This window comes from Xanthobacteraceae bacterium (genome assembly GCA_019454205.1).
Taxonomy (GTDB): Bacteria; Pseudomonadota; Alphaproteobacteria; order Rhizobiales; family Xanthobacteraceae.
The window spans coordinates 253,526-275,466 of record CP075369.1; the positions used below are offsets into that span (position 1 = coordinate 253,526).

The window sequence follows — 21,941 nt, forward strand, 5'->3', positions numbered from 1 at the left end:
AGAAGCGGGGCCCCGGAGGGCCCCGCCTTTTTTTTTGTTGGCAGAGAAGATTACGAGGTCTTCTCTTCCATGATGGTCTTGCCGCGAGGCTTGCGGATCTCGTCGACGAGAGCCTGCATTTCCTTCGAGGGTGCCGGCGTCATCAAGCTGACAACGATCATCACGATGAAGCCGAGCGGAGCGCCCAACAGACCGCAGTTGATGTTGTTCAGGTCGAACCAGCCGACACGCTGCGCAGCAGTGGCTGCGATCGGCTTCGTAATGTCGACGACGTTGGCACCCGTCACCGGGTTCTTCATCGAAGTCATGCCGAAGTAATCGACGCCGAGCTGCGGGAAGTAGCGCGTCACGACCAGGTAGAAGATGCAGAGCGAGAAGCCGGCGATGATGCCGGCAATCGCGCCTGCCGTCGTTGCACGTTTCCACCAGATGCCGAGGACGAGAGCCGGGAAGTTACCCGCCATAGCGAGCGAGAACGCCCAGCCGACCATCGCCAGAATGTCCGAGGGACGCGAAGCCGCCGTGGATGCCGCCGCGATAGCGACGAGCAGCAGGAGGATTCGGGCAATGACGAGTCGCCGTTCGGTATCGTTCGCCTTCTGGAGGAACGGGTAGGCTGCCGCCAGAATGGCTGCCAGCCCGCCGATTGCCCACCATTTCCAGGCGATGCCACCCCAGCCGGTTCCGCCGACGACCAGATACATGAGCACGACGATGGCAGCGAGAATGACGCCGAGCGTGATGTTCCGGTTGTTCGACTTCATCGGCTGCAACATCTTGTAATAGATGTCGTGCGACAGCGCGTTGGCGATTGCGAGCAGCAGGCCGTCCGCGGTCGAGAGCGCGGCGGCAAGACCGCCGGCGGCGACCAGACCCGAGATCACGTAGGGAAGTCCCGCGATTTCCGGAGTGGAAAGCACGATCACGTCCGTATTGATCGCGAAGTCTGCAAAGCGGACGACACCGGGATGTCCAGCAATCGCTTTACATGCGTCGGCTACAGCCGCAAGGCTTGCGGCGTTCTTGCCGCAAATCTGGATCAGGCCGAGTTCACCCCACGTAAACATCCACGGACGGATATCCGCGAGCGGACGTCCGATGATGTTGGTGTAGACCTCCAGCTTCGAGAACGCCGCATAGGCCGGCGCCGAGAAGTACAGGAGGAAGATGAAGAACAGCGACCAGGCCACCGACTGGCGCGCTTCACGAACGGTCGGCGTCGTGAAGTAGCGCATCAGGATGTGCGGCAGCGAAGCGGTGCCGACCATCATGCAGGCGATGATGCCGAAGAAGTTGAGCGGTGTGTAGCTCATGAACGGCGTGATGTGCGGTTTCAAGGAACCCGCCGGACAGCTTGCCGCCGTACAAAGGACTGCAAGGCCGTCTTTCACCAGTTGCTGTTCGCGCGCCGCGATTTCCGCCAGTGCGGTACCGTAAGTCAGCTGCGGAATCGGCACGCCGTACTTGCGCGCCGACAGGATCACGATCGGCGTCAGGTAGGCGACGATGAGCACGATGTACTGGGCGATCTGCGTCCAGGTCACCGCGCGCATGCCGCCGAGCATCGAGCAGAGCAGGATGCCAAGCAGGCCGACGAACACTGCCACTTCGAACTGGATACCCAGGAAGCGCGAAGCGATGATGCCCGTGCCGAAGACCTGCGCGGTCACGTAGGTGAAGGAGCAGGAGACCAGCACGATCACGGCCAGGAAGCGGGCGAAGTTGCCGCCGAAACGGAACGACATGAAGTCGGGAACCGTGTAGGCGCCGAACTTGCGCAGGTACGGGCCGATGAGGACCGACACCAGCACGTAGCCGCCGGTCCAGCCGAGCACCCATGCCAGGCCGTCATAGCCGAGCAGGAAGAGCGTGCCGGCCATGCCGACGAACGAAGCCGCCGACATCCAGTCGGCGCCGGTCGCCATGCCGTTATAGAAGGCCGGAACGCGGCGTCCTGCGACGTAGTATTCCGATACTTCGGCCGTTCGCGTCATGATGCCGATGATGGCGTAGACCGCGATCGTGAAGAACACGAAGAGGTAGCCGATCACGCGGTTCGGCACGCCCATGTATTCGAGGATCGCGAGCAGGACGATGAACGCGAGGAAGGTGCCCGTATAGGCGCCGTACATGCGTCCGAGTTGTTTGTAGAATGCTGCTGAAGCTGCTGACTGAGCCATGTGATTTGCTCCTTAGTCTTCAGCGTAGCCATGGTCGCGGTCGATCTTGTCCTGCTGCTTCGCGAAGAAGAACAGCATGACGACGAACGCGATCAGCGAACCCTGCGCGGCCATGTAGAAGCCGAGCGGGAACTGCAGCACCGGAAGGGTGATGGCGTTAAGTTGCTTTACGAAGAAGTGGACGATGTAGCCAAAGAACAGCCACAACGCGAGATGAGTCCACATCAGCCGCGTGGTAGCGGCCCAATGTGCCTCCTGGTTGGCTTTTGTATCTGCGGGAGCCATGGGTTGATTGCCCTCCTAAATCAGCCGCGGACGCCCTGACCCGAAGGACAGGGCACGAAGGTTTAAAGTTGCGGAGGTGCTCCGGCTCGCTGTGGCCGGTATTCGTTTTGGCGTTCCCCCGAACGGCCCGCATTATTATTTTGTTGCGGGTCCAATTCTGCACGTTAACACCGGGTAAATGGCCCCTGTATGCGACTTTCGGACCAGTGGATTTCTCTAAGGCTTTGAAATATATAAATAATATTGCACTGCAGCAACGGCCTTGCCTCAGCAAAAGGGCGTAAACCGAGAATAACCCGAGTCCTTGCCACGATTCCGCAAGACGGAAACAATGCTGCGCAACGGCAAAAATTTCTGGCACTTTATGACTTGCAGCCGTTCACCCGTCGTAAGAGTAACGTGGCCATGACACAGCAGGTTTCCTCGGTGGCGCAGGGTATTTCGAAGGTTGATCCCTCCGCGTCCTATCGCTTCGTGATTGCGGACGATCATCCGTTGTTCCGCGGCGCTCTGAAGCAAGCCGTTGGGCAGCAATTCAGCGCCACGAAAATTTTCGAGGCCGGCGGCTTCGAGGAACTGCAGGGTTTGCTCGAACGCGAAGGCGACATGGATCTCGTGCTGCTCGATTTGAGCATGCCGGGCGTGCGCGGCTTCTCCGGCCTGCTTTATTTGCGTGCGCAGTTTCCCGGCGTGCCGGTGGTGATCGTCTCCGCCAACGAAGAGCCGGATGTGATCCGCCGTTGCATGGAATTCGGCGCGAGCGGTTTCGTGCCGAAGACGCTCAGCGTCGATGTCATGCGCACGGCGATTCACAGGGTGCTCGACGGCGGCGTATGGACCCCGCCCGATATCGATCTCACGTCGACCGACGACAAGGAAACGCGCGATCTCGTCGCCCGGCTTGCAACGCTGACGCCGCAACAGGTGCGCGTATTGATGATGCTTTCCGAAGGCCTGCTGAACAAGCAGATTGCCTTCGAACTCGCGGTGTCGGAAGCGACCGTAAAAGCCCACGTCTCGGCAATTTTGCAGAAGCTCAACGTCGAAAGCCGCACGCAGGCCGTGATCGCCGCTTCCAAGATCGAAGCGGGCCAGTGGCCGAAATCGCTTAATTGATCTTCCGGACTACTCCGCCGCCGGCCGCGTCACTCTCCACTGCGCGAGGAACGCGCGCAGGGCGCCGGGGCGGAGCGGCTTGTTCAGGACATGGATGTTGCGGTCGCGCGCTTCGTCGCGGACCTTCGGCGTGCGGTCGGCGGTAATCAGCGCGGCCGGCATGTCTGCTCCGAGCGTTTCGCGAAGCGCCGCGACCGCATCGATGCCGTTGCCGTGATCGAGGTGATAATCGACGAGCAGCACATCCGGACGCTGACCGCCGCGTTGAATCAATTCCTGCGCGCCCTGCAGTTCTCCGGCGGTAAGGACGTGGCAGCCCCATCCCGTCAGCAGGATGCGCATGCCGTCCAGAATCTGCGGTTCGTTGTCGATGCAAAGCGCGACGATGCCTTCGAGCGGCGCGATCGGCGCAGGGGTCGCCGCGACTCTCTCGGTGGCAACACCGAGCGCGACGGTCGGCACCTGCACCGTGAAACACGAGCCTTTGCGCGATTTCGAGCGTAGCGTGATCTTGTGACCGAGCACGCGGCCGATGCGCTCGACGATGGACAAACCGAGGCCGAGGCCGCGCGCGGCACGCGCGCCACGGTCGAGTCGCTGGAATTCGCGGAAGATTACCTTCTGCTGGGAAGCGGGTATGCCGAGGCCGGTATCGTGCACCTCGATTCGCACTTCGCCCTTCAGGCGGCGGCAGCCGACAAGGACGCGGCCCTTGGACGTATATTTGATCGCGTTCGATACGAGGTTTTGCAGCAGGCGCCGCAATAGCCGCCGGTCGGAGCGGATATTCAGCGACGAGGGAATGAAGAAAAGCTGCAAGCCCTTTTCGGCCGCGAGCGGGGCGAACTCGACATTCAACTGGCTGAACAGGTCGTTGATGCGGAAATTCGTGAACTCCGGCTGCATCGCGCCGGTGTCGAGTCTGGAGATATCGAGCAACGCGCCGAGAATTTCCTCGACCGCTTCGAGCGAGGCGTCGACGTTGCCCGCGAGCTTCGCTTCATCCCGGCCTTTTTCTCGTTCGACCAGACTGGTCGCGTAGAGCCGCGCCGCGTTCAACGGCTGGAGAATGTCGTGACTGGCGGCGGCGAGGAAGCGCGTCTTCGAGATGTTCGCTTCGTCGGCTTCGGCCTTTGCGCGGGCGAGTTCGTGGTTAAGACGCGTAAGCTCCTCGGTGCGCTCTTTCACGCGGCGTTCCAGCGCTTCCGCGGCTTCGAACGACGGTGTGATGTCGGTATAGGTTACGACGATGCCGCCGTCGGGCATCCGGTTCGTCCGCACTTCGACGACGATGCCGCGTTTAGACAATCGTTCGTGGAAGATATCCGTCCGCCTGCCGTAACGCTCCAGCCGGTCTTGCAGGATCGCGTCGATGGTGCCGGTGCCGAAATCTCCGCGCTCGGCGAGACGGTAGAGGATTTCGTCGAGCCGCGCGCCGACGCGAACGAGATCGGGCGGCAGTTCCAGCATCTCGCCGAAGTAGCGGTTCCATGTGACGAGCTGCATCTGCTTGTCGAACACCGCGATGCCCTGGCGGACATGGTCGAGCGCGGTTTGCAGGATTTCGCGGTTGTACTGGATTGCTTCGGAGGCGTCGTCGAGCAGCTTCAGCGCCGCCTTGGTCGAAACCGTGCGCTTGCGCAGCAACAGCGAGAGCACGAGCCGCGACGATGCGGCGCCGATTGCGGAAGCGAGCAGATGCTCGGCGTAGCGCAACAGGTGCACGTCCGCTTCGCGCTTCGGCTCCAGCGACAGGCCGCGCGTTTCCGCGAAACTCTCGAAGGATGTGCGCGCCCGCTCCTCGCCGAGATAGCGTGCCACAGTCGCGAGCAGCTCCTCGACGGTTACGGTAGAGCGCCACAGCATGAAGCTCGGCGCCATTGGCGTCAGGTTCGAGGGCACGAAAACGTTGGCTTGGAGCCGCTCGATCGGTGCCGGCCGCGTAAGCCACGAGACCAGCACGAACAGGATGATGTTGACGCCGAGGCTCCACAGCACGCCATGGGTAAGCGGCGCGAGGCCGCTCAGCCCGAACAGCGCCTGCGGTCGCAGAAACTGAAGGCCGAACAAGCCGCTATCGAGGGTTTTGCGGTCCACGAAGCCGGATTCGACGAAGCTTGGCAGCAGAAGCGTGAACGCCCAGATCATCACCCCGCCGGTGATGCCCGCGATTGCGCCCATCGCCGTAGCGCGGCGCCAGAACATGCCGCCGAAGAAGGCCGGCCCGAACTGCGCGACGGCCGCGAAGGAAAGCAGGCCGATCTGCGCAAGCTGCGCTTCGCCCGCGAAACGGTAATAGAAATAGGCGAGGCACAGCACCGCGAAGATGGCGATGCGCCGCGCCCGCAACAGCACCGCGCCCATGTCGGCACGCGATTCCGGATTGGAATCACGGCCGCGCCAGCGCAGCAGCGCGGGTACGACGAGATCGTTCGACACCATGATCGCAACCGCGACGCTCTCGACGATCACCATCGCGGTTGCCGCCGACAGCCCGCCGATGAAGGCGATCATTGCGATCCACCCGCTCTGCGCATTCAGCGGCAGCGCAAGCAGGTACATGTCGCTGTCTACCGAGCCGCGCGGGAATACTGTGAGACCGGCAATGGCGATCGGCACGACGAACAGGTTGATGAGAATGAGGTAGAACGGAAACAGCCACGCCGCGCGGCGGATTTCGTTGGGACCGTTGTTCTCGACCACCGTGACGTGAAACTGCCGGGGCAGCAGCACGATGCAGAGAAACGACAGCGTGGTCATCGTCAGCCATGTGGCCGGGTCGGGCCACTTGGTGAATGTCGGCAGCACGTCGGTTTGCAGGTTTGCGCGCGAAATCAGGTCGAGCGGACCCGCGAACAGGAAGAAAGTGACGTAAACGCCTACGATCAGGAATGCGATCAGCTTGATCAGCGACTCCGTGGCAATCGCCAGCATCAATCCTTCCTGATGCTCGGTGGCGTCGATGTGGCGCGTACCGAACAGGATCGCAAATAGCGCCATCGTCAGCGTCACGAGAATGGCGAGGTCGCCCACGATGGGAATGTCGTGTCCTGCGGTTGTCTGCGACTGGCCGAGCATGGTCAGGAGCGAGGCCGACACCGCTTTCAGCTGAAGCGCGATATAGGGCACCGCACCGATCACCGCGACCAGCGTCACGATGGCTGCGACCGCCTGGTTCTTCCCGTAACGCGCGGCAATGAAATCCGCGATCGAGGTGATGTTCTGCGATTTCGCGAGCCGGAGGATCTTGAGGATGAACGGATAGCACAGTCCGATCATCAGCATCGGGCCGAGATAGATGGTCAGGAAGTCCAGCCCCTGCCGCGAAGAGAGACCTACCGAGCCGAAGAAGGTCCACGAAGTGCAATAGACCGCGAGCGAGAGCGGATAGATGATCGGGCGCGCGCCGCGAACCGCCCATTGCGGCCTGCCACGGTCGCCGTAGCTCGCCACGGCAAACAGGAAGCCGATGTAGCCGAGCGCGATGAGGACGACGACCCAACCTTGCAGCATGGCGGTTCTTCTATCCGGTTCGCGTCACCAGCCCCACAAAAATACGGATTATCCTTACGCGTGGGGGATTTGACAGGAAGGGGACCATAGCGCGATGAGCTTGTCCATGATCGCGGGGCTGCCGCCCGCGCAGCCGCCAAAGGTGGTAAAGGGGTGACATGAGTCTGGTAGATTGGGTTCTCGGTATTCCGGCCTATTTCCGGCGCAAGCCGCCCATCGATACGCGCGAGAAGCTGATCGATTTTCTCGACTCCCGCGCGGCCTTCCTGATTCAGAAGAACATCTTCGATTACGCGCGCGCCCGTTCCGGTCCCTACTTCTCCTACATCATCAAGGAAAAAGCGTTTCAGGAATCGGTCGAAGTCTCGCGCTGGACCGGTTATCCGACCGGGCTGGCTGCGGTGGCCGAAATCGTGCGCGGCGTTCTTTTTAACGACGCCGACCGAAAGCCCCTGAATGACGCGATATCGAGTGCGGCACTGGCCGCCTTCGACAAATATCCGGTGCCGAAAATGCTCGGCGCCGAAACATGGAAGAAGGCGCGCGAAACGCTGATCGAACGCCTCGCCAATATCGACACGCACCCGCCGAAATTTGCGAAGGACGTAATTCTTCCCTACGCGCAGATCCTTTATGACTCGCAGCCGATCCACGAGGAGTTGCGCAAGCGCGACTTTGAAATGATCCAGGCGCAGTTGCGTATAAATCTGGTCAATATGCACGACGAGTTTGAAAGCCGCGCAAGAAAGGCGGAGCTGCTTTCCGATCTCGGCGTTGCAGTGAAAGCTGCATAGAGCGCAGGCATGGCCGACCGCACCAGCGCAACACCGCTCCTCGCGCTCGATGCCGTCGTTCTCGACACGGAAACAACCAGTCTCGACCCGCGCGTGGCCCGCATTGTCGAGGTCGGCGCGGTGCGGCTTGCCGCGGGCAGGTTGCAGGAGGACACGGCGTTCAGGTCGCTGGTCAATCCCGGCATCCCGATCCCGCCGGTTTCGACAAGCGTTCACGGCATCGACGACGCGAAAGTGGCATCCGCTCCCGATTACGCATCGCTGTGGCCGCGGCTGAGCGATTTCATGGATGGCGCGGTGCTGATCGGCCATTCCATCGGCTACGACCTTGCGATCATGGCGCGCGAGGCCGAGCGCGCGAAAATTCCGTTCTCCCGCCCGCGTACGCTCGATGTACGTTTGCTCGCGCAGATCGTCGAGCCGGCGCTGGCCGGTTACTCGCTCGACAATCTCGCGGTCTGGCTCGGCGTGGATGCGAAGGACCGCCACTCCGCCTACGGCGATGCACTGACGGCGGCCCGCATTTTCGTGGCGCTGGTGCCGAAACTTCGCGAAGGCAACATCCGCACGCTGGCGGAAGCCGAAGCTGCCTGCGGCAAGCTCACGACCGCGCTAGAGGAACAGCATCGCGCGGGCTGGGTCGAGCCGGTGCTCTCGCCCGCGCGGCTGGATGCGGAGCGCGTGCTCGCGCGCCTCGACGCTTATCCCTATCGCCATCGCGTGCGCGAATTGATGTCGTCGCCGCCGATGTATGTCTCCGGCAGCGCGGTGTTGCAGGAAGCGCTGAAGATCCTGACCGACCGGCGGATCAGTTCGCTGTTCGTGACGCCTCCCGGAAAGAATCCCGGCGAGGGACCGTTCGCGCAATCCGAAAGCGGCATCATCACCGAGCGCGATATTCTACGCGCGATATGCCGGGACGGGACCGGCGTGCTGGAAAAGCCTGCCGGAAATATCGCAAGCCGTCCGCTCGCCTGTGTGCTGGCCGACGCATTTGTTTATCGCGCGATCGGCCGCATGGATCGCCTTTCCGTGCGCCACCTCGGCGTGGTGGACGAGACTGGCACCGTCGTCGGCGCGTTGACTGCGCGCGATCTTCTGCGGCTGCGCGCGCGCGATGCGGTGACGCTCGGCGATGAGATCGAGGAGGCGAGGGACGTACACGAACTCGGTCAGGCGTGGTCCACGCTGCCGTCGGTTGCGCGCGGCCTGATGGATGAGGGAATCGAAGCGCGCGACATCGCCGCGATCATTTCGCGCGAACTCGGCGCGCTAACGCGGCGCGCCGGGCAGATCGCGGAAATGCGCATGCGCGAAGCGGGCCGCGGCGATCCGCCCGTGCCTTATGCGTTGCTGGTGCTTGGCTCGGCAGGGCGTGGCGAAAGCCTGCTGGCGATGGATCAGGACAACGCCATCGTATTTGCGCAGGGCGAACCGGACGGCCCGGAAGACAAGTGGTTCGCGGAACTCGGTACCCATGTCGCCGACATTCTTCATGACGTCGGCGTGCCGTATTGCACGGGCGGCGTGATGGCGAAGAACGCGCAATGGCGCGGCAGCGTAGAGACGTGGCGCAAGCGCGTGCAGGACTGGATCGTGCGTTCCGATCCGGAAGACCTGCTGGCGGTAGATATATTCTTCGATTTCCGCGCGGTGCATGGTTCCGGCGCACTGGCGGTGGAGTTGTGGCGCGACGCATATCGCTTCGCCGAGGGGCAAACGGGTTTCGCGAAACTGCTTGCCGAGGCGGGCGGCAATTTCAGTCCGCCGCTCGGCTGGTTCGGGTTCCGCACCGAGAACGGCCGCATGGACCTGAAAAAAGGCGGGCTGTTCGTTATTGTCTCGACCGCGCGCGTCCTTGCGATTTTTTACGGCATCCCGGAACATTCCACGAAGGCCCGTATCGAAAGCGTGCGCGCGAAGGTGGCATCTTCCACGGGCGGCCTCGATGCAATGATCGAGGCGCAGCGTGTGATTCTCGCCGCGATCCTCGATCAGCAGCTTGCCGACATGGCCGCCGGGCGTCCGCCCTCGAATAAGGTCGACCCGAAGCGGCTTTCCGCGCCTATGCAGGCAAAGCTGAAAGAAGTGCTAGGCTCCATCGGCAATACCGGTGAAATGCTTCGCGACTACCTGACCGCGGGGCCAATCTGAAGGAGAGTAAAATGGGCGGCATGTGGGAAGAGTTCAAAAAGTTCGCATTGAAAGGCAACGTGGTCGATCTCGCAGTAGCGGTCATCATCGGTGCCGCCTTCGGCAAGATCGTCGAATCCGTGGTGGCAGATCTGTTCATGCCGATCGTCGGCGCGGTGCTCGGCGGCCTCGACTTCTCGAATTATTTCCTCGCGCTTTCGAGCAATGTGAACGCACCGTCGCTCGTCGAGGCGAAGAAGCAGGGCGCCGTGCTTGCTTACGGCAGCTTCCTGACCATCGTCATCAACTTCGCGATCATCGCGGCGATCCTCTTCATCGTCGTGAAGGCGATCAATCGCCTGAAAGCGAAGGAAGCCGCGAAGCCGGAGCCGGAAGCGCCGCCGTCCAAGGAAGTGCAGCTCCTCACCGAGATTCGCGATGCGCTTGTGAAGAAGTAACGGGCATAGCTGCCCAACCCGTCTGACTTGCCTGCCATGCCGGGGAGGGTTCAAATCCTCTCCGGCATTTCTTTTTGAATTGGCGGTTCGATGACGAGTGGAAAATTATTCGATAGCTTGAGCGCGCCGGCGAAAAGCCTGCCCGAAAGCGGCATCGTCGAGGTGATGAACTACGGCCGCAGGCGCGAGGGCACGATTGCGCTCTGGGCCGGCGAGGGCGATCTGCCGACGCCAGATTTCATTACCGACGCCGCTGCGCGCTCGCTAAAGAACGGCGAAACCTTCTACACTTGGCAGCGCGGCATCCCGGAATTGCGCGAGCATCTCGCGCTCTATCATCAGCGTCTCTATGGCGTACCGGCGGACCGCGAGCGCTACTTCGTCTGCGGCTCCGGCATGCAGGCAATCCAGATTGCGTTCGCCATGACGATGCAGGCGGGTGAGGAAGTCATCATTCCTTCCCCGACATGGCCGAACGCCGCCGCGGCAGCGCAGGTGATCGGCGCGAAGCCCGTGTTCGTGGAAATGGATTTCGGCGAGAGCGGTTTCTCGCTCGATCTCTCTAGGATCGAGAGCCTCATCAATCCTCGCACGCGCACGATCTTCCTGAATACGCCGGCCAACCCTTCCGGCTGGGTCGCGACGCTGGACGATTTACGGAACGTGCTTGCGCTCGCGCGCAAGCGCGGTATCTGGATCATCGCCGACGAAATCTACGCACGCTTCTACTGGAAAGGCGAGGAACGCGCGCCATCCTTCCGCGACGTAATGGATCCGGAAGACCGCATCATCTTCGTGAATACCTTTTCCAAAAATTGGGCCATGACCGGCTGGCGCATGGGCTGGCTAGAGACGCATCCCTCGCTGGGGCAGGTCGTCGAAAACCTGATCCAGTATTCGACTTCCGGCGTCGCCGTCTTCATGCAACGCGCGGGCATTGCCGCGCTGGAAAAAGGCGAGCCTTTCGTCAGGCACATGATCGAACGCTCTCGTCGCGGGCGCGAGATAACGATGAACGTACTGGGAAGAAGCAACCGCGTGCGCCTCGCGCCGCCGGATGGCGCGTTTTACGCGTTCTTTTCGGTAGAGGGCGAAAATGATTCGCGCGCGCTGGCATTGAAGCTGATCGACGAAGCCGGTGTCGGCCTCGCACCCGGCACGGCCTTCGGTCCCGGTGCGGGTGCTTTCCTGCGTATCTGTTTCTTGCGCAGTCCGGAGAGTCTCGAGATTGCGGTCAACCGCATTGCGGACTGGCTGAAGCGCTGACATCGCCGCCACAATCTATTGCGTCGCAATATCGAACGCAGTTGCGAATAATACGAAATACAAAGTGGGCAGAGGCCCGAATTTGGTTATGCTGGGAACTTGAATGACCAAATAGAAAAAGAAAATCGGTTGGAATCGCCTTGCTGAATTCAAGTGAAGTCAAAGCAGAACGCACCCGCGCCGCTCACCGCGGCGGGACGATTTTTCTTTGTCGCGTAGCCGAAAGCACAAGGAGTTCCGCGAATGGGCGCGGGAACGGAAGCACTGGAGCAAAGACCCGCTCCAGATAAGCGCGAAGCTGGAGTCGGGCATTCCGGTATGCGTGCCGGAATGCCGGCGACCGATATTGGCAATCCGGACTACTTCCATAAGGTCGTCGATTGCCAGTGGGCTTGCCCCGCGCACACGCCCGTTCCCGAATACATCCGTCTGATCGCAGCCGGGCGTTACACCGACGCCTACATGGTGAACTGGAAATCGAATGTGTTTCCGGGAATCCTTGGCCGCACCTGCGACCGCCCGTGCGAACCTGCGTGCCGCCGCGGCCGCGTCGAGGCGGAGCCGGTCGCGATCTGCCGTCTGAAGCGCGTGGCCGCCGACAATAAAGAAGACATCGGTGCGCTGCTTCCCGAAAAGCCTGCAAGGAAAAACGGCAAGCGCATCGCGCTAATCGGCGCGGGGCCTGCTTCGCTGACCGTCGTGCGAGACTTGGCCCCGCTCGGCTATGAAATCGTGGTGTTCGATGCCGACCGGCAGGGCGGCGGCATGATCCGCTCGCAGATTCCGCGCTTTCGCCTGCCGGAAGAAGTGATCGACGAGGAAGTCGGCTACATCACCGGCCGAGGCTTCATCGAGATGCGCTTCGGCACGCGCATCGAGAGCATGAAGCAACTGCTCGCGGAAAAGTTCGATGCGGTCTTCGTCGGCTCCGGCGCGCCGCGCGGCCGCGACCTCGACATTCCGGGCCGCAACGAAGCGGCGAAGAACATTCATATCGGCATCGACTGGCTCTCGAATGTCTCGTTCGGTCACATCGAAAAAATCGGCAAGCGCGTGATCGTGCTTGGCGGCGGCAATACCGCGATGGATTGTTGCCGCACCTCGCGCCGTCTCGGCGGCGAGGACGTGAAGGTCGTCGTCCGCTCCGGCTTCGACGAAATGAAGGCCTCGCCCTGGGAAAAGGAAGACGCGATGCACGAAGGCATCCCGATCTTCAATTTCCTCGTGCCAAAGGAATTCACGCACAAGGACGGCAAGCTCACCGGCGTCACCTTCGAGAAGGTCGTCGCGAAGAAGGACGAAAAGGGCCGTCGCCAGCTCGTGCCTTCCGGCGATCCTGACCAGCATTTCGAATGCGACGACGTGCTGGTCGCGGTCGGGCAGGAGAATGCTTTTCCTTGGATCGAGCGCGATTGCGGCATCGAGTTCGACAAGTGGGAAATGCCGAAGGTGAACGAGGCCACCTTCCAGTCCAGCAACCCGAAAGTATTTTTCGGCGGCGATGCCGCGTTCGGCCCGAAGAATATCATCTGGGCAGTGGCGCACGGCCACGAAGCGGCGGTTTCCATCGACAAGTTTTGTAACGGCGAGGATGTCGCGAAACGACCGCCGCCGATGACCCATCTGATGAGCCAGAAGATGGGAATCCATGAATGGAGCTACGACAACGCGCCGTCGAACGAGCTTCGCCACAAGGTGCCGATGCGCGACCAGAAGATCGCGCTGAAAAGCATCAAGGCCGAGGTCGAACTCGGCTTCGACCGGAAGCTCGGTTACGCCGAAACCCAGCGCTGCCTGAACTGCGACGTGCAGACCGTGTTCGAGGCGAAGCTCTGCATCGAATGCGATGCCTGCGCCGATATCTGCCCGGTCGATTGCATTACCTTCACGCCGAATGCGCTGGAGCCGGACCTGCGGCTGATGCTGAACGCGCCGGCCGATAACCTGACGCAGGATTTATATGTCTCGCCGCAACTCAAGACAGGCCGTGTGCTGGTGAAGGACGAGGACGTCTGCCTGCATTGCGGGTTGTGCGCGGAGCGCTGCCCCACCGGCGCATGGGACATGCAGAAGTTTCTGCTCGAAATGACGCACGCGACGGAGGCCGGATGCTCTCGCGCGTAGAAAAGATCAACGACTTCGTCATCCGCCTCGCGAACGTGAACGGTTCCGGCTCTGCGAGCGCGAACCGCATCTTCGCGCGTTCGATGATCCGGATGGGAATTCCTGTCGGCTCGCGCAACATCTTCCCGTCGAACATTCAGGGTCTGCCCACCTGGTACGAAGTGCGCGTTTCCGGCGCGGGTCATCTCGGCCGCCGCGGCGGCTACGACATGATGGTCGCGATGAATCCGCAGACCTGGGACAAGGATGTCGCCGGGATCGATACCGGCGGTTATCTTTTCTACGACTCGACGAAACCGCTGCCGCAATCGAAATTCCGCGACGACATCACCGTCATCGGGATGCCGCTCACCGAAATCTGCAACGCGCAGTATTCCGATCCGCGCCAGCGCCAGCTTTTCAAGAACATCATGTATGTCGGCGCGCTGGACGCGTTGCTCGGCATCGACACGGATGCCAGCGAAGCGCTGATCAAGGAACTCTACAAGGGCAAGGACAAGCTGATCGCGCCGAATATCGAGGCGCTGCATATCGGCCGCGGCTACGCGGAGAAGAACCTCAAGGGTGCGATTGGCCTGAAGGTAAAGCGCGCGGATTCGGTGGGCGAGCGCATCCTGATCGAAGGCAATGCCGCATGCGCGCTCGGTTGCGTCTATGGCGGCGCGACGGTGGCCGCGTGGTATCCGATCACGCCTTCGACTTCCGTGGCCGAGGCTTTCGCAAGCTACTGCAAGAAACTTCGCGCGGGCGAGGACGGCAACAAATATGCGATCGTACAGGCGGAGGACGAACTCGCCGCCATCGGCGTCGTGATCGGCGCGGGCTGGAACGGTTCGCGCGCCTTCACCGCGACTTCCGGCCCCGGCATTTCGTTGATGCAGGAGTTCATCGGGCTGGCTTACTTCGCGGAAATTCCTGCGGTGCTGATCGACGTGCAGCGCGGCGGTCCCTCGACCGGCATGCCGACGCGCACGCAGCAATCCGATCTTCTGTCCGCTGCCTTCGCCTCGCACGGCGACACGCGGCACGTCCTGCTGCTGCCTGCCGACCCGAAGGAAGCCTTCGAAATGTCGGCAACCGCGCTCGATCTCGCCGACCGGCTACAGACTCCGATTTTCGTGATGACCGATCTCGACATCGGCATGAACGAATGGCTGGTCGATCCGCTCGCATGGGACGACAAAAAGAAAATGGATCGTGGCAAGGTGATGACCTTTGCCGATCTCGAAAGCGGAAAAGATTTCGGCCGTTACCTCGATGTCGATGGCGACGGCATTCCGTTCCGCACCTATCCGGGTACGCATCCCACGAAAGGCGCCTATTTCACGCGCGGTACCTCGCGCGACCGCTATGCGCGCTACACCGAGGAAGGCCCGGCTTACGTCGACAACATGGACCGGCTGTTGCGGAAGTTCGAAACCGCAAAATCGCTGGTTCCCGCGCCGCTCAAATACGACGCGCCGAAAGCGACGAGATACGGCGTGATCTATTTCGGCTCGACCACTGCTGCGATGGACGAGGCGATCCTCGCGCTGAACGACAAGAACATCCTGCTCGATCGTCTCCGCGTTCGCGCCTATCCGTTCAGCGACGCCGTGATCGACTTCATCAAGAACCACGACCGCATTTATGTCGTCGAGCAAAACCGCGACGCGCAACTGCGCACGCTGCTGCTCGATACCGGCAAGGTCGATCCGCAAAAGCTGGTTTCGGTGCTGCACTATGACGGCAATCCCGTCACCGCGCGCTTCATCGTCAACGACATCTCGCTGAAACACGGCATGGAGAAGCCGCCGCTGAAGGAGCCTGTGGCGTGACCTGGATCACGAAACCGAAACTGCACCATCCGAAGCTGCCGGTGAATGCGCTCGGCTTCACGCATCGCGACTACGAAGGCGCGGTCTCTACGCTGTGCGCGGGTTGCGGGCACGACTCGATTTCTTCCGCGATCATGCAGGCTTGTTTCGAGATCGACCTGCCGCCGCACCGGCTCGCGAAACTTTCCGGCATCGGCTGCTCGTCGAAGACGCCGACTTATTTCCTCGGCCAGAGTCACGGCTTCAATTCGGTGCACGGCCGCATGCCGTCGGTCTTGACCGGCGCGAACCTCGCGAACCGCGATCTCGTTTACATGGGCATTTCCGGCGATGGCGACTCGGCCTCGATTGGTCTCGGCCAGTTCGCGCATTGCATCCGCCGTGGCGTGAACATGGTCTACATCGTCGAGAACAACGGCGTGTATGGCCTCACCAAGGGCCAGTTTTCCGCCACCGCCGACAAAGGCTCGAAGTCGAAGAAAGGCGTCAGCAATCCCGACAGCCCGATGGACCTCGTTTCGCTCGCGCTGATCGCGGGCGCGAGCTTCGTCGGCCGTTCGTTCTCGGGCGACAAGAAGCAACTCGTCGAACTGATCAAGGCCGCGATTGCGCACAAGGGCGCGGCTTTCCTCGACGTGATCTCGCCCTGCATTGCCTTCAACAACCACGCCGGTTCGACCAAGAGCTTCGATTACGTGCGCGAGCACAACGAGGCGGTGAACGCGCTCGAATTCCTTGAGGGCAGGGAGGAGATCACCGTCGACCACGATCCCGGCACCACCATCAACGTCACGCAGCACGACGGTTCGGTGTTGCGGCTGAAAAAACTTGCCGAGGACCACGACCCGACCGACCGCGCCTCCGTGATGAATTTCATCCAGCGCCACAATGTGCGCGGCGAAATCGTCACCGGGCTGCTCTATGTCGAGCCGGACTCGGAAGACCTGCACGACCGCCTCGGCGTGACAAAGCGGCCGTTGAACACGCTGTCCGACCAAGATCTTTGCCCCGGCAGCGTGATGCTGGAAAAGATCAATGCGGGGCTGCGCTAAGGATTGACGCAGATCATCCCGTGTTTACGTAGCCCTGCATTTACTCGCCTTCGGCAGGCCGGTATCAACTAGCCTGACAGAAGGCGGAGTACCCGGTGCGCATCGCGCTGTTTTCGGACATTCATGCCAACCGCGAGGCATTCGAAGCCTGTCTGGCCGATGCGCGGCAAGCGGGGTTCGACGCAATCGCGCTGCTCGGCGATTACGTCGGCTATGGCGCGGACCCGGAATGGTCGGTCGATAAGCTGATCGAGTTGCGGCAGTCCGGCGCCGTTGCCGTGCTCGGCAATCATGATGCCGCTGTCGTGGAGAACGTGCCCGGCTTCAATCCGGTCGCGCAACTGGCGATCGAATGGACACGCAAGCAATTGTCGCTTGCGCAGCAGGAGTTTCTGAAATCCCTGCCGCTGACGGTCGAGCAAGACGACCGTCTTTTCGTTCATGCCAGTGCCGACAACCCTTCCGCCTGGCACTACGTGACGAATGTCGAAGGAGCCGCGCAATGCCTGCACGCAGCTTCCCCGATGCTTACCGTTTGCGGCCACGTCCATGAGCCGGCGATCTATTCGATGTCGCCAGCCGCGAAGATGACGTCTTTTACTCCGGTCGTGGATGTCGAAATCCCGCTCCTGCCGAATCGCAAGTGGCTCGTCGTGCTTGGTTCGGTCGGCCAGCCGCGCGACAGGAACCCGGCGGCCTCCTACGCCATTCTCGATACCGATAAAGCGGCGGTGACCTATCGGCGCGTCGCGTATGACGTCGATGCGGCTGCGAAAAAGATTCTCGCGGCAGGCCTTCCGCAGCGTCTCGCCGGACGTCTGTTCGAAGGCCGCTAATAATGTCGCAGAGATTCGAACCCGGTGCCGTCATCGACGGCTTCACGCTGCAAGACCGCGTGCACATGGGCGGCATGGCCACGCTCTGGAGCGTGACGAAGCAGGGCGATCCGCGCCCGATGCTCATGAAGGTGCCGCATTTCGGCGAAGGCTCCGACCCGGCCGCGATCGTCAGCTTCGAGATGGAGCGGATGATCTTGCCGCGCCTGAGCGGGCCGCACGTTCCGCAATTCGTCGCCGCAGGTGATTTCTCGAACCAGCCTTACCTCGTGATGGAGCGGATCGAGGGGACTACGCTCCTAGCGAAGCTGGACGCATTGCCGCTCGGCTACGAAGAGGCAGCCGCCATCGCCAGCCGTATCGCGGCCGCGCTGAGCGATCTGCACCGCCAGAATGTCATTCATCTGGACGTGAAGCCGAGCAACATCATCTTCCGCCCGGACGGCGCCGCCGTGCTGATCGATTACGGCTTGTCGCATCATCGCCAGTTGCCCGACCTGATGCAGGAAGAATTCCGCCTGCCATACGGCACCGCCCCGTACATGGCGCCGGAGCAATTGCTCGGCGTGCGCAGCGATGCGCGCTCGGACCAGTTTGCGCTCGGTGTTATTCTGTATTTCTTCTCGACCGGCGAGCGTCCATTCGGCGAAGGCGAAACCATGCGCGCGATGCGCCGCCGCCTGTGGCGCGATCCCTATCCGCCGCGTAGCTTGCGCGCAGATTATCCGCCGTGGCTGCAGGAAGTTGTGTTGCGCTGTCTCGAGGTCGAGCCGGCCTGGCGCTATCCGGCGATGTCTCATCTCTCGTTTGATCTTGCGCAGCCGGATCAGGTGAAGCTGACTGCGCGTTCGCAGAAATTGAAGCGCGATCCGCTGTCGGTCGTATTGCGCCGCCGTTTCAATCCGGACCTGAAGCGCGGCATCGTGAAGGAAACCGAGGTCGATCTCTCGGAAGCGCCCATTATTATGGCGGCGGTCGACATTTCCGCGGATGCCGCCGCGAACGAAGCGTTGCTTGCCGAAACCAGGCGGCTGCTCGCATCCGCGCCCGAGGCAAGGCTGGCTTGCGTGAACGTGCTGAAGCAGAACCGGATTGCCCTCGACACTACGCTCGACGAGCAGGGGAAGAACAAGCACATCGAGCGCATGGCGGCGCTAAGGAAATGGGCCGCCCCGCTGCAACTCGAAGCGCCGCGCGTAACCGTGCATGTGCTGGAGGAGATCGACCCCGCCTCGGCAATCCTCGAATTCGCGCGCCTCAATGCAGCCGGCCACATCCTGATCGGCGCGCGCCGCAATTCTTTCCGTAAAAAATTGCTGGGCAGCGTTTCGGCAAAAGTCGCGGCCGAGGCATCCTGTTCCGTCACCGTTGTCAGGCCCGCGGAAGCTATTGACCGGTCCCGTTATCTGTACGACGACTGACCTTTCGCCGGTTGCTTCCGCAAGTAATGACTCTTCCGGACCTTTCCCGCGCTCCCGCAAGCGTACGCACGCTGCTCACCCTGATCGCTGCCGTGATCGGCGGCGCGATTTTCGCGTATCTCCATTTGCCCGCTGCATGGCTTGCCGGTTCGCTGGTCGCCGTATCCGCGCTCGCGCTGGCCGGCGCGCCGGTTTATGTGCCGGATCTTCTCCGCAAGATCATCTTTGTCGTGCTCGGCATTTCGCTGGGCGCGGCGGTGACGCCGGAAACACTGGCCGGCATCCGCACCTGGCCCATCACGCTTTCGGTTCTGGTCTTGTCGTTGCCAGCAACGATGGCAGCGGTGATGCTCTATCTGCATTACGTTTCGGGCTGGAAATATCGCGAGACATTATATGCGAGCGCTCCCGGCGCGCTGTCCGCGGTGCTCGCGATGGCGGCCGATGCGAAAGTGGATGTGCGCATGGTTGCCTTCGTGCAGACCGTCCGCGTGTTCTTCCTGATCGCGGCATTGCCGGGCGCTTTGCTGGCGGCAGGGCTTTCACCGCATGCGGGCGCGGTTCCGCCCGCGGCCGCGGTTCATACGGCTTCGTTGAATGACATGCTGATCATGGCAGGCACGGGCATCGCCTCCGCATTGATTGCGGAACGGCTGCGCGTGCCGGCGGGACTGATGATCGGCCCGATGATCGTGAACGGCGTGCTGCATGGCAGCGGCTATGTGCAGGGAAACATTCCGCCGGTGCTGCTGCTCATATCCTTTGTCGTGCTCGGCGCATTCACGGGAACGCGCTTCGCGGGGACGACGGCCGCGATGATCCGCCGCCTGTTTCTTGATTCGATCGGCGCTTTCGTCGTGGCCATGATCGTTGCGGTTATTTTCGCCTTCGCCGCGTCATGGCTGTCGGGCGAGGACATCGCCAAGACCATCCTCGCTTTCGCGCCCGGCGGTCTGGAAGCGATGACGATTCTCGCGTTTCTGATCGGGCTAGACCCGGCCTTCGTCGGCGCGCACCATCTGGTCCGCTTTCTTCTGATCGCAGCGCTGCTGCCCTTCATCGCGCGCCTGCTGATGGGCAAGGGAGCCGAAGCCATCGCCCTGCCTGAAGCGGAGCAGGAGGAACGCGCGAAAAAACCGTCTCTCGACGGGGGCGGGGAATAGCCGGGCGTAATCGGGCTGGGGACTGGTGCTGCCGCACAGGATTGAACTGTGGACCTCCTCATTACCAATGAGGTGCTCTACCACTGAGCTACGGCAGCGAATCCGGTTGAAACGGTGGCCCTCGGGGCCACGCGGCAGAGGGTTTGCCATAGGGGTCCGGCGCTCGCAAGCCAAGCCTTGAAAGGCCCGCCAAGCCGCGATACCGGGGGCGAAATGACCAAAAAATCCAACCCCGCCGATGCCGGAAAAGAAGCCCGGCTCGCCGCCGCGCTCCGCGAGAACCTCAAGCGGCGCAAGGCGCAGGCGCGTGCCAGAGCCGGAAAGCCGCAAACGCGGCCGGATGAAGGGCAGGAGCCGGAACCGGAGACGGGCCGCGATTAACCGCCCCGCGCTTCCCGCCATTGTTTCGCCCGGACCGCTCGGTTAGGAACAGGCAAATCACGCGACATCCCCGGCGCAGCCGAAGGAGAGAGAGTTGGACCGCATCCGGATCCACGGCGGCCGCGCCCTGAACGGCACGATTCCCATTTCCGGCGCGAAGAACGCCGCGCTGCCGCTCATGATCGCGAGCCTGCTCACCGAGGAGAAGCTCATCCTCGAAAACGTGCCGCGCCTCGCGGACGTGGGCCTCTTGCAATACATCCTCGGCAATCACGGCGTGGACATCATGGTCGGCGGCAAGCGCGCCGGCGACGACGAGCACGCGGGACAGACCTTCGAGTTCTCCGCGAAGAATATCGTCGATACCACCGCGCCCTATCATCTCGTCTCCAAGATGCGCGCGAGCTTCTGGGTCATCGGCCCGCTCCTGGCGCGCATGGGCGAAGCGAAGGTATCGCTGCCCGGCGGTTGCGCCATCGGCACGCGCCCGGTCGATTTCCACCTCGATGCGCTGCGCGCACTCGGCGGTGAAATCGAGATCGAGGAAGGCTACGCCATCGCCAAGGCGAAAGGCGGTCTTCGTGGCGCGCGGATTTCCTTCCCTAAGGTTTCGGTCGGCGCGACCCACACCGCCTTGCTCTCTGCCGCGCTGGCGAAGGGCGAGAGCGTGATCGAGAACGCGGCGCGCGAACCCGAGATCGTTGATGTCGCCGACTGTCTGAACAAGATGGGTGCGATGATCGAAGGCGCGGGCACGCCGACGATCCGTATTCAGGGCCGCGACAAGCTGCACGGCGCGCGCCATCCGGTGCTGCCGGATCGCATCGAGACCGGCACCTACGCGATGGCGGTGGCGATGACCGGCGGCGACGTGATGCTCGCGGGCGCGCGCGCCGAACTGCTCAACGCCGCGCTCGATACGCTGCGCGGCACCGGTGCGGAGATCACCGCGACCAACGAGGGGCTGCGCGTGACGCGCAATGGCGGCGGCATTCGCCCGGTCGATGTCACCACCGAGCCGTTCCCCGGTTTCCCGACCGATTTGCAGGCGCAGTTCATGGCGCTGATGACCCGCGCCAAAGGCACCTCGCACATCCGCGAGACCATCTTCGAGAACCGCTTCATGCATGTGCAGGAGCTGGCCCGCCTCGGCGCGAAAATCTCGCTCGACGGCGAAACCGCCACTGTCGAGGGCGTCGAGCGCCTCAAGGGTGCTCCGGTGATGGCGACCGACCTTCGCGCGTCGGTCTCGCTGGTAATCGGCGGCCTCGCGGCCGAAGGCGAAACCACGGTCCACCGCGTTTACCATCTGGACCGGGGCTTCGAGCGCCTCGAGCAGAAACTGGCCCGTTGCGGCGCCTCCATTGAGCGCGTTTCGGGTTAAACTGGACACCGTTCTTGC

16 protein-coding genes and 1 tRNA gene are annotated in these 21,941 nt (G+C 62.1%); 13 read left to right on the plus strand and 4 right to left on the minus strand.

The window, feature by feature from the left end; all coding sequences use genetic code 11:
- Positions 1–50: 50 nt before the first annotated feature.
- Both KF794_01230 and KF794_01235 read right to left on the minus strand, forming a co-directional pair.
- Complete coding sequence (locus KF794_01230) at positions 51–2,180, minus strand: VC_2705 family sodium/solute symporter (protein QYK45368.1); 2,130 nt, start codon at positions 2,178–2,180, stop codon at positions 51–53.
- A 12-nt stretch (positions 2,181–2,192) separates the two neighbouring features.
- Entirely contained in the window at positions 2,193–2,465 is a 273-nt protein-coding gene (locus tag KF794_01235) for a DUF4212 domain-containing protein (protein QYK45369.1), read from the minus strand.
- Between the two features lie 405 nt (positions 2,466–2,870).
- Between KF794_01235 and KF794_01240 the strand changes: the two genes are divergently transcribed.
- The gene (locus KF794_01240) at positions 2,871–3,581 is read left to right on the plus strand and encodes a response regulator transcription factor (protein ID QYK45370.1); all 711 of its coding nucleotides are present in this window, start codon (positions 2,871–2,873) and stop codon (positions 3,579–3,581) included.
- A gap of 9 nt (positions 3,582–3,590) precedes the next feature.
- On the opposite strand, the gene KF794_01245 is transcribed toward KF794_01240, so the two are convergent.
- Positions 3,591–7,094 (minus strand): PAS-domain containing protein, encoded by a 3,504-nt coding sequence (locus KF794_01245; protein QYK45371.1) that lies wholly within the window; start codon positions 7,092–7,094, stop codon positions 3,591–3,593.
- 158 nt (positions 7,095–7,252) lie between these two features.
- On the opposite strand from KF794_01245, the gene KF794_01250 reads away from it, so the two are divergent.
- The 10 genes from KF794_01250 (at position 7,253) to KF794_01295 (ending at position 20,158) form a co-directional block, all read left to right on the plus strand.
- Entirely contained in the window at positions 7,253–7,888 is a 636-nt protein-coding gene (locus KF794_01250; GenBank protein QYK45372.1) for a hypothetical protein, read from the plus strand.
- Positions 7,889–7,897: 9 nt separating this feature from the next.
- Positions 7,898–10,042 (plus strand): CBS domain-containing protein, encoded by a 2,145-nt coding sequence (locus KF794_01255; protein QYK45373.1) that lies wholly within the window; start codon positions 7,898–7,900, stop codon positions 10,040–10,042.
- A gap of 20 nt (positions 10,043–10,062) precedes the next feature.
- Positions 10,063–10,479, plus strand: a complete 417-nt coding sequence (gene mscL / locus KF794_01260; protein QYK46538.1) for a large conductance mechanosensitive channel protein MscL — start codon at positions 10,063–10,065, stop codon at positions 10,477–10,479.
- Between the two features lie 90 nt (positions 10,480–10,569).
- The gene (locus KF794_01265; GenBank protein ID QYK45374.1) at positions 10,570–11,745 is read left to right on the plus strand and encodes a pyridoxal phosphate-dependent aminotransferase; all 1,176 of its coding nucleotides are present in this window, start codon (positions 10,570–10,572) and stop codon (positions 11,743–11,745) included.
- Between the two features lie 330 nt (positions 11,746–12,075).
- Complete coding sequence (locus tag KF794_01270; GenBank protein ID QYK46539.1) at positions 12,076–13,869, plus strand: FAD-dependent oxidoreductase; 1,794 nt, start codon at positions 12,076–12,078, stop codon at positions 13,867–13,869.
- Entirely contained in the window at positions 13,854–15,686 is a 1,833-nt protein-coding gene (locus KF794_01275; protein ID QYK45375.1) for a 2-oxoacid:acceptor oxidoreductase subunit alpha, read from the plus strand. Before KF794_01270 ends, KF794_01275 begins: the two co-directional genes overlap by 16 nt.
- Entirely contained in the window at positions 15,683–16,738 is a 1,056-nt protein-coding gene (locus tag KF794_01280) for a 2-oxoacid:ferredoxin oxidoreductase subunit beta (protein ID QYK45376.1), read from the plus strand. Before KF794_01275 ends, KF794_01280 begins: the two co-directional genes overlap by 4 nt.
- 95 nt (positions 16,739–16,833) lie before the next feature.
- Entirely contained in the window at positions 16,834–17,574 is a 741-nt protein-coding gene (locus KF794_01285) for a metallophosphoesterase family protein (protein QYK45377.1), read from the plus strand.
- 2 nt (positions 17,575–17,576) lie between these two features.
- Positions 17,577–18,995: a protein kinase gene (locus KF794_01290; protein ID QYK45378.1), complete on the plus strand. Its 1,419-nt coding sequence runs from the start codon at positions 17,577–17,579 to the stop codon at positions 18,993–18,995.
- A 26-nt stretch (positions 18,996–19,021) separates the two neighbouring features.
- Positions 19,022–20,158 carry an AbrB family transcriptional regulator gene (locus KF794_01295; GenBank protein ID QYK45379.1) on the plus strand — a complete coding sequence of 379 codons (1,137 nt, stop codon included), beginning with the start codon at positions 19,022–19,024 and terminating at the stop codon, positions 20,156–20,158.
- A gap of 23 nt (positions 20,159–20,181) precedes the next feature.
- Here KF794_01295 and KF794_01300 read toward each other — a convergent pair.
- Positions 20,182–20,256: transfer RNA gene (locus KF794_01300), tRNA-Thr, on the minus strand.
- A gap of 115 nt (positions 20,257–20,371) precedes the next feature.
- On the opposite strand from KF794_01300, the gene KF794_01305 reads away from it, so the two are divergent.
- Both KF794_01305 and murA read left to right on the plus strand, forming a co-directional pair.
- The gene (locus KF794_01305) at positions 20,372–20,539 is read left to right on the plus strand and encodes a hypothetical protein (protein QYK45380.1); all 168 of its coding nucleotides are present in this window, start codon (positions 20,372–20,374) and stop codon (positions 20,537–20,539) included.
- 94 nt (positions 20,540–20,633) lie between these two features.
- Entirely contained in the window at positions 20,634–21,923 is a 1,290-nt protein-coding gene (gene murA, locus KF794_01310; GenBank protein ID QYK45381.1) for a UDP-N-acetylglucosamine 1-carboxyvinyltransferase, read from the plus strand.
- Positions 21,924–21,941 lie beyond the last annotated feature (18 nt).